The following is a 12,587-nucleotide window of genomic DNA, read 5'->3' as shown; positions in this document are numbered from 1 at the left end:
GTCCACGCTACTCGCCGCCGTAGAGCTGGGGGTCGACGTCGAGCCCGTAGATCGCCAACCCGGAGTCCCAGATCGCGGTCGCCCCAGCGCGCAGCAGGTCCATGGGGTCCGCTCCTGCCCGCTCCACCCGGACCACGTGCTGGCGCATCCGGACGGTGGCGTCACCGACGCTCACGAACCGGGTGCCGTCCTCGGCTTCGTGCCGGTGGGTCACCGGGTAGGGCTCCGAGAGCCCACGGAGGTCCTGCAGGACGAACGTCGGACGCGAGCGCTGATCAGCCGCGAGCACCTGCTTCGCCTGGTCGATGCCGGTGAGCACGAGCACGCTCGGGATGCCCGCGTCGTTCGCACCCTTGATGTCGGTGTCGAGTCGATCCCCGATGAACAGTGGACGCTCGCCACCGAACCGCGCGAGGGCTGCGTCGAAGATCGGACGCTCCGGCTTGCCGGCGACGACCGGCATCCGTCCCACGGCCTGGTGGACCGCTGCCACGAGCGTGCCGTTGCCGGGAGCGATGCCGCGTTCGACCGGGATCGACCAGTCCATGTTCGTCGCGACCCATGGGATCTCCGGGTCCGCGAGCGCGAACGAGGCCTCTGCCAGCTGCTGCCACCCGAGGTCGGGCGAGAAGCCCTGGATGACGGCCGCCGGGGAGTCCTCGGCGCTCGACGTCACGGTGAACCCGGCATGCTCGACGATGCTCGTCAGTCCGATGCCGCCGATCACGAGGACCGTGGAGCCCGCGGGGACGAGCGTCGACAGGAGCCGGACACCGGCCTGTGAGCTCGTGACGACGTCGTCGGGCGTGACTTCGAGCCCGTAGCGCTCGAGGTGCTCGGCGACGTCGGACGGCCGACGGGAGGCGTTGTTCGTGATGTACCCGACCCGAGCCGTGAGCGACGCCCGCGTCAGCGACTCGACCGCGTGCGGGATCGCGTTCCGCCCGCGGTAGACGACGCCGTCGAGGTCGGTGAGGACCAGGTCGACGCCGTCCGTCGGTGGACGCGGGGTGTCAGTCGGCTGCGGAGCCGTCGACGTCGCGGGGGTTGTCGTCGTCGATCTCCCCGAGGTCGTCGTCGGGCTCGTCCGCTGCGGGCTCGTCGAGCGGCTCGAGCTGGTCGGGCTCTCCGGGTTCGTCGTCGACGGGTTCGTCGTCGACGGGTTCGTCGAGTCGCTCGGGCTCGTCTCCGAGTTCTTCGACTTCGAACGCTTCCTCGACCACATCAACTGTCTCCCAAGAGTCTTCATCGGCGGCTTCCGCGAGGGCCTCCGCCGCGCGGTCGACACGGGCCCACCACTCGTCGGCCTCGTCCTGGCGGCCGAGCTCCTCGAGCGTGGCCGCGTAAGCACTGTAGAGCGCGGGCGACCAGCTGTACGCCGTCGACGGGTCGAGCTGTGGAATCTCCAGCTCGCCGAGGGCAGCTGTGGGATTCCCGAGGTCGATCCGCGCGCCGGACATGGCGATCGCGAGCTCGACCTGGACGCCCGGCTCGAGCGACGCGCGGTCCGTCGAACGGCCCAGCTCCAGCGCACGCTCTGGACGGCCGAGGCCGCGCTCGCAGTCGACCATCATCGGCAGCTGGTCGTTACGCCCGGAGATCCGACGGTACGTCCGCAGCTCGCGCAACGCCGTGCCGAAGTCACCGAGTCGGTAGGCCGTGATCGCAGCGGTCTCACGGACCACCGCAACGCGACCGGCACGGCGCGCAGCACTCAGCGCGTGCTGGTTCGCGAGCTCGGGATCCTCGTCCACGAGCAGCGCCGCCGTAACGAGGTGCCGCGCAACCCAGTCGGCGTTGTCCTTGCTGAGGGTCTTCAGCTCCGCGCGGGCCTGCGGGTGGAGATCACGCGCCTGCACGTCCTCGGGGATCTCCGGGTCCTCGTGACGCGGACGGATCGACTTCGTGCCGTACGGGTCGCGGTCCTCGAAGTCGTCGCGCGCTGCCTCGCCGAAACGGGCGCCCGGACCACGGGTGCCGTCGCCGAAGCGCCGACGCTCGTCGCCCCCACGGGCGCCGAACTGTCCGCGCTCGGGACGATCCCCGTCGCGACGAGGACGATCCGAGTTGAACGGACGGTCTCCGTCGCGACGCGGACGATCGCTGCCGCCGCGGAACGGCCGATCGCCGTCACGGCGGGGACGGTCGGAGTTGAACGGACGATCGCCGTCACGACGCGGACGATCCGAGTTGTAGGGACGATCCTCGTCACGGCGGGGACGATCCGAGTTGTAGGGACGATCCCCGTCACGGCGGGGACGATCGCTGCCGCCACGGAACGGACGGTCACCGTCACGGCGGGGACGGTCGGAGTTGAACGGACGATCTCCATCACGACGCGGACGGTCGGAGTTGTACGGACGATCGCCGTCACGACGAGGACGATCCGAGTTGTACGGACGATCCCCGTCACGACGAGGACGATCCGAGTTGTAGGGACGATCCCCGTCACGGCGCGGACGATCGCTGCCGCCACGGAACGGACGGTCACCGTCACGGCGGGGACGGTCGGAGTTGAACGGACGATCCCCATCGCGACGAGGACGGTCGGAGTTGAACGGACGATCGCCGTCACGACGCGGACGGTCGGAGTTGAACGGACGATCCCCACGGGGCCCACCGGTCCGCGGCGGTCGCTCCGAGGAGTCGCGGTCACCCCGCCACGCCGGACGATCGGAACGCTGACCACCCTCGCGGAAGCCACGGCCGCTCGTGCTGTCGCGCGGTCCCCGATCACCGCGGAAGGGGCGGTCACCATCGCGCTGCGGGCGCTCACGCCGGTCGCCTTCACGGCGCTCGAACTCACGGGGCCCGGACGACCATCCGCCGCGGCTGCCACCACCGTCACGGCGAGGAGTGCCGTCGCGACGCGGGAATCGGTCGCCGTCTCGGGGCGGGCGTCCGCCACGCTCGTCGTCGCGGTCGTTCCGCCGTTCGTCGTCGTTCGCCACCGTTGTGCTCCTCGTTGCGTGCCGGAGCTCTCGCGCCGGCTGTCGTCCGCTGTGTCGTTGTGTTGGTGCGCCGTCCGTGGCGTCGAGCGCCCCCAGTCCATCACGAACCGGGCCCTGCGTCGAGCCGTCGTGTGCACGGCAAAAACAGAAATGGCCACCGGCCTCCACGAGAACGAGGGTCTCCCCTGCGAGTTCTCGATGGAGGGCCGATGGCCACATCTTCTTACGTTGAGTCCGGCGGCGTCCTACTCTCCCACAAGGTCCCCCTTGCAGTACCATCGGCGCTGAGAGGCTTAGCTTCCGGGTTCGGAATGTGACCGGGCGTTTCCCTCTCGCTATGACCACCGGAACACTGTCGACCATGATCTGGTCTCAACATGTTCCTTCAAGCCGTTGCTGAAGTATTCAATTGATTCCCGATCGTCTGTCGGGAACCACAAAGTGGACGCGAGCCCGTGACCCGAAGGCCACGGAAATAATTGTGTTGTCAAGTCTTCGGCTTATTAGTACCGGTCAGCTCCACGGGTCGTTAGTCCCCGCTTCCACATCCGGCCTATCAACCCAGTAGTCTGCTGGGAGCCTCTCACACTCAAGGTGCATGGAAATCTCATCTCGAAGACGGCTTCCCGCTTAGATGCTTTCAGCGGTTATCCGGTCCGAACGTAGCTAATCAGCGGTGCCCTTGGCAGAACAACTGACACACCAGAGGTTCGTCCATCCCGGTCCTCTCGTACTAGGGATAGATCTTCTCAAATTTCCAACGCGCGCAGCGGATAGGGACCGAACTGTCTCACGACGTTCTAAACCCAGCTCGCGTACCGCTTTAATGGGCGAACAGCCCAACCCTTGGGACCTACTCCAGCCCCAGGATGCGACGAGCCGACATCGAGGTGCCAAACCATGCCGTCGATATGGACTCTTGGGCAAGATCAGCCTGTTATCCCCGAGGTACCTTTTATCCGTTGAGCGACAGCGCTTCCACAAGCCACTGCCGGATCACTAGTCCCGACTTTCGTCCCTGCTCGACCTGTCAGTCTCACAGTCAAGCTCCCTTGTGCACTTACACTCGCCACCTGATTGCCAACCAGGTTGAGGGAACCTTTGGGCGCCTCCGTTACTCTTTGGGAGGCAACCGCCCCAGTTAAACTACCCATCAGGCACTGTCCATGAACCCGATCAGGGTCCTACGTTAGACATCCAAAGTGACCAGAGTGGTATTTCAACAATGACTCCACGAACACTAGCGTGCCCGCTTCACAGTCTCCCACCTATCCTACACAAGCCACTCCGAACACCAATACCAAACTGTAGTAAAGGTCACGGGGTCTTTCCGTCCTGCTGCGCGTAACGAGCATCTTTACTCGTAGTGCAATTTCGCCGAGTTCGCGGTTGAGACAGCTGGGAAGTCGTTACGCCATTCGTGCAGGTCGGAACTTACCCGACAAGGAATTTCGCTACCTTAGGATGGTTATAGTTACCACCGCCGTTTACTGGGGCTTAAATTCAGAGCTTCTGGCCGAAACCTAACCCCTCCTCTTAACCTTCCAGCACCGGGCAGGCGTCAGTCCGTATACATCGTCTTGCGACTTCGCACGGACCTGTGTTTTTAGTAAACAGTCGCTTCCCACTGGTCTCTGCGGCCTTCAACGCTCACGGAGTACATCCGGTCACGTGTCCGGCCCCCCTTCTCCCGAAGTTACGGGGGCATTTTGCCGAGTTCCTTAACCACGATTCTCTCGATCTCCTTGGTATTCTCTACCTGACCACCTGAGTCGGTTTCGGGTACGGGCGGCTGCAACCTCGCGTCGATGCTTTTCTCGGCAGCATAGGATCACTGATTTCCCCTAACGGGTACGCGTCGGATCTCAGGCATACAGACGACGGATTTGCCTATCGTCAGCCCTACATCCTTACACCAGGTTCACCTTACGGATACCATCGCCTGGCTCAGCTACCTTCCTGCGTCACACCTGTTCATACGCTAACCGCACCAGCATGGGGTCGAGCGTTAGACCGCACCGCTTCACCCCGAAGGGATCCACTGAATACGGGTTAGGACTCTTAGCACCACTGGATTAGCTTGGGCGGTTGTTCGCCGGTACGGGAATATCAACCCGTTGTCCATCGACTACGCCTGTCGGCCTCGCCTTAGGTCCCGACTTACCCAGGGCGGATTAACCTGGCCCTGGAACCCTTAGTCTTTCGGAGGACGGGTTTCTCACCCGTCTTTCGCTACTCATGCCTGCATTCTCACTCGTGTGGCGTCCACGGCTGGATTACTCCGCCGCTTCACTCGCCACACGACGCTCTCCTACCACTCCGCACGACTGAACCACGAAGGCTTGTCTAACATGCGAAATCTACAACTTCGGCGGTGTGCTTGAGCCCCGTTACATTGTCGGCGCGGAATCACTTGACCAGTGAGCTATTACGCACTCTTTCAAGGGTGGCTGCTTCTAAGCCAACCTCCTGGTTGTCTATGCAACTCCACATCCTTTCCCACTTAGCACACGCTTAGGGGCCTTAGTTGGTAGTCTGGGTTGTTTCCCTCTCGACGATGAAGCTTATCCCCCACCGTCTCACTGCTGCGCTCTCACTCACCGGCATTCGGAGTTTGGCTGACGTCAGTAACCTGTTGAGGCCCATCGGCCATCCAGTAGCTCTACCTCCGGCGAGAAACACGCAACGCTGCACCTAAATGCATTTCGGAGAGAACCAGCTATCACGAAGTTTGATTGGCCTTTCACCCCTATCCACAGCTCATCCCCTCCATTTTCAACTGAAGTGGGTTCGGTCCTCCACGACGTCTTACCGTCGCTTCAACCTGGCCATGGATAGATCACTTCGCTTCGGGTCTAGGACATGCGACTGAATCGCCCTATTCAGACTCGCTTTCGCTACGGCTGCCCCACACGGGTTAACCTCGCCACATATCACTAACTCGCAGGCTCATTCTTCAAAAGGCACGCCGTCACCCCTACAAGGAGGCTCCGACGGTTTGTAAGCAAACGGTTTCAGGTACTATTTCACTCCCCTCCCGGGGTACTTTTCACCTTTCCCTCACGGTACTTGTCCGCTATCGGTCATCTGGGAGTATTTAGGCTTATCAGGTGGTCCTGACAGATTCACACGGGATTTCTCGGGCCCCGTGCTACTTGGGATACACATCCGGCCATAACACCATTTCGTCTACGGGGCTGGCACCCACTACGGCCCGGCTTTCAAACCGGTTCGACTATGATGCGCTGTAACCGCCCCAGTCCGGCAGAACTGAGCGACGTGTCCCACAACCCCGACCATGCAACGCCCGCCGGCTATCACACATGATCGGTTTAGCCTCATCCGCTTTCGCTCGCCACTACTCACGGAATCACATGTTGTTTTCTCTTCCTGTGGGTACTGAGATGTTTCACTTCCCCACGTTCCCTCTACCCGCCCTATATATTCAGGCGGGAGTCACCAGGTCGACAAGTCGCCTGGCGGGGTTTCCCCATTCGGAAATCCTCGGCTCACAGCTCGATTATCAGCTCCCCGAGGCTTATCGCAGATTTCTACGTCCTTCTTCGGCTCCAGATGCCAAGGCATCCACCGTTTGCTCTTAGAAACTTGACCACAAAGATTAAAATTGCGATCGACTCGACAACACGACCACCCCGAAAGGCAGTCATCGTTGCGAGCGATCTAAGATGCTCGCGTCCACTGTGTAGTTCTCAACATACGATCGGCACCACACTCCCCCAGCCATAACAGCTAGCTTCATGTGGCCCATCGAAGAACCATGCGGATCACTCCGCCGGCCCAACCCCCACCACCACTCACGTGGACGGCAGGAAGCCTGGTCCCTCAGGACCCAACAACGTGCACCAGCCGGCCCGCTCACCCCCGACCCCTTCCAACCAGACCCGAAGACCTGGCGTACTAAGACCGGAAGCCGCGCTCCCGACTGCACTGTCAATGTTCCACCCATGAGCTACCGGCGAGAACGTTCGTCTCGATCCGGTGCCTGGACATCGCAAGCGATGCCAGATGCTCCTTAGAAAGGAGGTGATCCAGCCGCACCTTCCGGTACGGCTACCTTGTTACGACTTAGTCCTAATCACCGATCCCACCTTCGACGGCTCCTTCCACAAGGGTTAGGCCACCGGCTTCGGGTGTTACCGACTTTCATGACTTGACGGGCGGTGTGTACAAGGCCCGGGAACGTATTCACCGCAGCGTTGCTGATCTGCGATTACTAGCGACTCCGACTTCATGAGGTCGAGTTGCAGACCTCAATCCGAACTGAGACCGGCTTTTTGGGATTCGCTCCACCTTACGGTATCGCAGCCCTTTGTACCGGCCATTGTAGCATGCGTGAAGCCCAAGACATAAGGGGCATGATGATTTGACGTCATCCCCACCTTCCTCCGAGTTGACCCCGGCAGTCTCCTATGAGTCCCCGGCATAACCCGCTGGCAACATAGAACGAGGGTTGCGCTCGTTGCGGGACTTAACCCAACATCTCACGACACGAGCTGACGACAACCATGCACCACCTGTACACCGACCACAAGGGGGCGACCATCTCTGGCCGTTTCCGGTGTATGTCAAGCCTTGGTAAGGTTCTTCGCGTTGCATCGAATTAATCCGCATGCTCCGCCGCTTGTGCGGGCCCCCGTCAATTCCTTTGAGTTTTAGCCTTGCGGCCGTACTCCCCAGGCGGGGCGCTTAATGCGTTAGCTACGACACAGAAACCGTGGAAAGGTCCCTACATCTAGCGCCCAACGTTTACGGCATGGACTACCAGGGTATCTAATCCTGTTCGCTCCCCATGCTTTCGCTCCTCAGCGTCAGTTACGGCCCAGAGATCTGCCTTCGCCATCGGTGTTCCTCCTGATATCTGCGCATTCCACCGCTACACCAGGAATTCCAATCTCCCCTACCGCACTCTAGTCTGCCCGTACCCACTGCAAGCCCGAGGTTGAGCCTCGGGATTTCACAGCAGACGCGACAAACCGCCTACGAGCTCTTTACGCCCAATAATTCCGGACAACGCTTGCACCCTACGTATTACCGCGGCTGCTGGCACGTAGTTAGCCGGTGCTTTTTCTGCAGGTACCGTCACTCTCGCTTCTTCCCTACTAAAAGAGGTTTACAACCCGAAGGCCGTCATCCCTCACGCGGCGTTGCTGCATCAGGCTTTCGCCCATTGTGCAATATTCCCCACTGCTGCCTCCCGTAGGAGTCTGGGCCGTGTCTCAGTCCCAGTGTGGCCGGTCACCCTCTCAGGCCGGCTACCCGTCGTCGCCTTGGTGAGCCATTACCTCACCAACAAGCTGATAGGCCGCGAGTCCATCCCCAACCAAAAAATCTTTCCACCACCAGACCATGCGGCCAGTGATCATATCCAGTATTAGACGTCGTTTCCAACGCTTATCCCAGAGTCAGGGGCAGGTTACTCACGTGTTACTCACCCGTTCGCCACTAATCCACCCAGCAAGCTGGGCATCATCGTTCGACTTGCATGTGTTAAGCACGCCGCCAGCGTTCGTCCTGAGCCAGGATCAAACTCTCCGTAAAAAAATTACAGACCCAACACCCGAAAGCGTCAGGCCGAGTTGATCTTGACTGTTGACTGTCTACTGACAATCTTCAATCCAAAAGGAATTGTCTCCGACTCGACCAGCAAAACCGGCCGAGCACGGGGTCAATAAATTGGCATTGACAATGTGCACGCTGTTGAGTTCTCAAGGACCAGACGCACTCCCCGCTCGACCCCGAAAGAGGTTCCGCCAGAGAGGCATTCGTTCTTGGTTTGACCACCGGTGTCGTCGGACCCGAGGTCCAGTGGGCTCATCCCCGAGGGGAGAGAACCGGTGGAGTAGTCATCCTAGGCGTCGAAGCCGTCCAGCGCAAGGCCGGATCTGAACTCCAGTGGAGGATGGTCCCGCTTGAGGGCCGACGTGCTCTGGGCTTTCGCTCCAGCCGCTCCGCCGCACCTTTGGGGTGACGAGTAAGAACTATACGCAGCGCTGGACGGGTGCGCCAAGACGGGCCACATCCCGGGCGTGTCGCATCGTGCAACACGGTACCCGTGACGCACGGAAGCCCGGTCCCACACTTGTGGAACCGGGCTTCTCGCGTCCGGGTGGATCAGCCGACGAGGGTCACGCCGGCGAGGGTCTTCTTGCCACGGCGGAGCACGAGCACTCCCCCGGGCAGGGCGAGGTCGGACAGCGGGGCCGTCGGGTCCTCGGCTCGGGCGTTGTTCACGTAGACGCCGCCTTGGTCGATGGCACGTCGGGCTTCCCCGAGGGACTTCACCAGCTCGGTCTCGACGAGCGCCTTCGCCAGGTCGGCATCCGGCGCGAGCGAGATCGACCCGGGGAGCTCCGCGATCGCGGACCGGAGCGTGGGTTCGTCGAGCGCCTCCAGGTCACCGTTGCCGAACAACGCCGCCGAGGCATCGATCGCCGCCTGGGTCGCCGGGACACCGTGCACGATGGACGTCACCTCGAACGCGAGGGTCCGCTGGGCCTCGCGCCGGAACGGTTCATCCGCCACCACCTGCTCGAGCCGTTCGATCTCGGCCCTCGACAGGAAGGTGAACTTCTGCAAGCGGTCGACGACGTCGGCATCGGTGGTGTTGAGCCAGAACTGGTACAGCGCGTACGGCGACGTCATGCCGGCGTCGAGCCAGATGGCGTTGCCCTCGCTCTTGCCGAACTTCGTGCCGTCGGAGTTCGTGATGAGGGGCGTCCCCATCGCGTGCACCGTGGCACCTTCGGCTCGACGGATGAGCTCCGTCCCCGAGGTCAGGTTGCCCCACTGGTCGGAGCCACCCGTCTGCAGCGTGCACCCGTACTGCCGGAACAGCTCGCGGTAGTCCATCCCCTGCAGGATCTGGTAGCTGAACTCCGTGTAGCTGATCCCGGCGTCCGAGTTCAGCCGGGCGGCGACCGCGTCCTTCTTGAGCATCGAGTTGACGCGGAAGTACTTGCCGACGTCGCGGAGGAAGTCGATCGCGGACATCGGCGACGTCCAGTCGAGGTTGTTCACGAGCCGCACGCCGTTGTCGCCGTCCGGGCTGAGGAACCGCGACACCTGCTCCTGCAGGCGGGCCACCCACTCGGACACGGTCTCCCGGGTGTTCAGGGTGCGCTCTGCCGTGGGACGAGGGTCGCCGATCAGGCCCGTCGAACCGCCGACGAGTGCGAGGGGCTTGTGCCCCGCGAGCTGCAGCCGCCGCATCGTCAGGAGCTGGAGCAGGTTGCCGCAGTGCAGTGACGGAGCCGTCGGGTCGAAGCCGCAGTAATAGGTGATCGGCTCGCCGTCGAGGGCCTCTTTGAGTGCGGTCTCGTCGGTCGAGACGTGCACCAGACCACGCCAGCGCAGCTCGTCCCACACCGAGGCGAAGGTGGGGTCGTTCTGCTGGCGTGTCAGGACATCGGGAGCGGTATCACTGGACACCCAGCCATCGTAGCGGCGGCCGGTGACGCACTCGGCACACTGGAGGCCCGGTGCTGGTCCGTCAGTCGAGGGCGCGCTGGTGCCGTCGGTACGTCGAGACCGTGGGCTCACCGGGCAGCCAGAAACGCCAGGGGAAGCCGGCACCGCCGGCGATGCCGGCGACCCCGGTGCGCGGCCCGCGACCGATCAGCGGGTCGGCAGCCAGCCCCGCGAGGACCGCAGCCGGTCCGTCGGAGGCGAGCCGATCCTCCAGACCGGGTGCCAGGGCGAGCACGTACGGGCCGCGACCGTCCGTGACGGAGGAGCCGTCGTCCGTGCCGAGGACCGCACCGAGCGCGCTGCCGAGGTTGCCGGGTCCACGCGCCAGCTGCACGTCCGACACTGACGGGCCCCGCCGCTCGCGGGCGACGTCGATGCCCTCGACGACCTCGGCACCACGGAGGAGCGATCCGGACGACGTCCCGGCCGGTCCGCTGACGACGTTGACGCACGTGTGGATGCCGTACGAGCGGTACGCGTAGAGGGTGCCGGGCGGGCCGAACAGTTGCCTGTTCCGCTCGGTCATCCCACGGTGCCCGTGTGAACCGGGGTCGGTCGGGCCGAAGTACGCCTCGACCTCGGTGATGCGGATCGTCACGCCTCGACCTGTGAGCGTCGCACCGAGCAGGGCCGGCGCGGAGACCGGTGCCGGCTCCGCCAGGAGCGCGAGGAGGCCCGCCGTCATCGGGTGAAAGGCGCCCCGCTCGCCAGGTCGTGGACACGCTGCGTCAGACCCGTGAGCTGCTCGGCGACGCGATCCGGGGCCGTCCCGCCGACGCCCGAGCGGGACGACGTGCTGCCCTCGATGGTGAGGACCGCGCGGACGCCGGGGGTGAGGTGCTCGGAGACGGCGAGGTACTCGTCGTCGGACGGGTCGTCGAGCTCGATGCCGCGCTCCTCGCAGTACCGGACCAGGGAGCCCGAGATCTCGTGCGCGTCGCGGAACGGGACGCCCTGGCGGACGAGCCACTCGGCGACGTCGGTCGCGAGCGAGAAGCCCTGCGGTGCCAGGTCGGCCATGCGCTCGGTGTCGAAGGTCAGCGTCGCGATCATGCCGGTGAAGGCCGGCAGCAGGACCTCGAGCGTGGCGACCGAGTCGAAGACGGGTTCCTTGTCCTCTTGCAGGTCGCGGTTGTACGCGAGCGGGAGGCCCTTGAGCGTCGTCAGGAGGCCGGTCAGGTTGCCGACGAGTCGACCGGACTTGCCGCGTGCCAGCTCGGCGATGTCCGGGTTCTTCTTCTGCGGCATGATGCTCGACCCGGTGGAGAACGCGTCGTGCAACCGCACGAAGCCGAACTCCTTCGTGTTCCAGAGGATGACCTCTTCGGCGAGCCGCGACACGTCGATACCGATCTGCGCCAGGACGAACGCGAACTCCGCGACGGTGTCGCGGGCCGCGGTGGCGTCGATCGAGTTCTCCGCCGGGCGGTCGAACCCGAGCTCGCGGGCGATCGCCGCGGGGTCGAGTCCGAGGGAGCTGCCGGCGAGGGCGCCGGCGCCGTACGGGCTGACGCTCGCGCGGGTGGACCAGTCGCGGAGTCGCTCGAGGTCGCGCACCAGCGGCCAGGCGTGTGCGAGGAGGTGGTGCGCGAGGAGCACGGGCTGGGCGTGCTGCAGGTGCGTGCGGCCGGGCATGATCGCCGCCGGGTGTTCGCTCGCCTGCTGGCTGATCGCGTCGACCAGGTCGATCACCAGGCGGCCGATACGGCGCCCGTGGTCGAGCATGTGCATCCGGCCGAGGGTGGCGATCTGGTCGTTCCGGCTGCGGCCGGCGCGGAGCTTGCCCCCGAGCTCGGGGCCGAGGTCGGCGATGAGCAGGCGTTCCAGCGCGCCGTGGACGTCCTCGTCGCTGTCGGCGGGCTGCAGCTGGCCCGTGGCGTGGGCCTGCTCCAGGCGGTCGAGGCCGGCGGTCATCTGCTCGAGCTCGTCGGCGGTCAGGTACCCGGCCGTGTGCAGGGCGCGAGCATGGGCCCGGGAACCGGCGATGTCGTACGGCGCGAGCTGCCAGTCGAAGTGGGTGGACTTCGACAGGGCGGCGAGTTCGGCGCTCGGGCCGTCCGCGAAGCGGGCGCCCCACAGTGCGCCGGTGTTCGTGGCGTCGGTCTTGGCGTTCGTCTGGTCCGTCATGTCGTCCTGCGTTCGTCCTTC

General features: G+C 63.9%; 5 protein-coding genes and 3 rRNA genes. All 8 read right to left on the bottom strand.

Annotation, left to right across the window (positions count from 1 at the left end; translation table 11 throughout):
• Nucleotides 1-7: 7 nt before the first annotated feature.
• The 8 genes from ACEN9V_RS15200 to argH all read right to left on the bottom strand — a co-directional run bounded on the left by ACEN9V_RS15200 (nucleotide 8) and on the right by argH (nucleotide 12,566).
• Nucleotides 8-982, bottom strand: coding sequence for an HAD-IIA family hydrolase (locus tag ACEN9V_RS15200; protein ID WP_413603071.1), 975 nt, complete (start codon nucleotides 980-982; stop codon nucleotides 8-10).
• Nucleotides 983-1,013: 31 nt separating this feature from the next.
• A complete protein-coding gene (locus ACEN9V_RS15195) occupies nucleotides 1,014-3,119 on the bottom strand; it encodes a primosomal protein (RefSeq protein ID WP_413600991.1) in 2,106 nt (701 codons plus the stop codon).
• Nucleotides 3,120-3,183: 64 nt separating this feature from the next.
• A 5S ribosomal RNA gene (gene rrf, locus ACEN9V_RS15190) occupies nucleotides 3,184-3,300 on the bottom strand.
• Between the two features lie 134 nt (nucleotides 3,301-3,434).
• Nucleotides 3,435-6,563: ribosomal RNA gene (locus ACEN9V_RS15185) — 23S ribosomal RNA — on the bottom strand.
• 425 nt (nucleotides 6,564-6,988) lie between these two features.
• Nucleotides 6,989-8,510: ribosomal RNA gene (locus tag ACEN9V_RS15180) — 16S ribosomal RNA — on the bottom strand.
• The 16S, 23S and 5S rRNA genes sit together here, the layout of an rRNA operon.
• Nucleotides 8,511-9,083: 573 nt before the next feature.
• Nucleotides 9,084-10,400, bottom strand: coding sequence for a tyrosine--tRNA ligase (tyrS, locus tag ACEN9V_RS15175; RefSeq protein ID WP_413600990.1), 1,317 nt, complete (start codon nucleotides 10,398-10,400; stop codon nucleotides 9,084-9,086).
• Nucleotides 10,401-10,461: 61 nt separating this feature from the next.
• Nucleotides 10,462-11,124 (bottom strand): DNA-3-methyladenine glycosylase, encoded by a 663-nt coding sequence (locus ACEN9V_RS15170; protein WP_402727042.1) that lies wholly within the window; start codon nucleotides 11,122-11,124, stop codon nucleotides 10,462-10,464.
• Entirely contained in the window at nucleotides 11,121-12,566 is a 1,446-nt protein-coding gene (gene argH / locus ACEN9V_RS15165; RefSeq protein ID WP_413600989.1) for an argininosuccinate lyase, read from the bottom strand. Before argH ends, ACEN9V_RS15170 begins: the two co-directional genes overlap by 4 nt.
• Nucleotides 12,567-12,587 lie beyond the last annotated feature (21 nt).

The sequence above is a fragment of the Curtobacterium sp. Curtsp57 genome (assembly GCF_047324335.1).
Classification (GTDB): Bacteria; Actinomycetota; Actinomycetes; order Actinomycetales; family Microbacteriaceae; genus Curtobacterium.
This window is presented reverse-complemented; position numbering and strand designations above follow the sequence as displayed.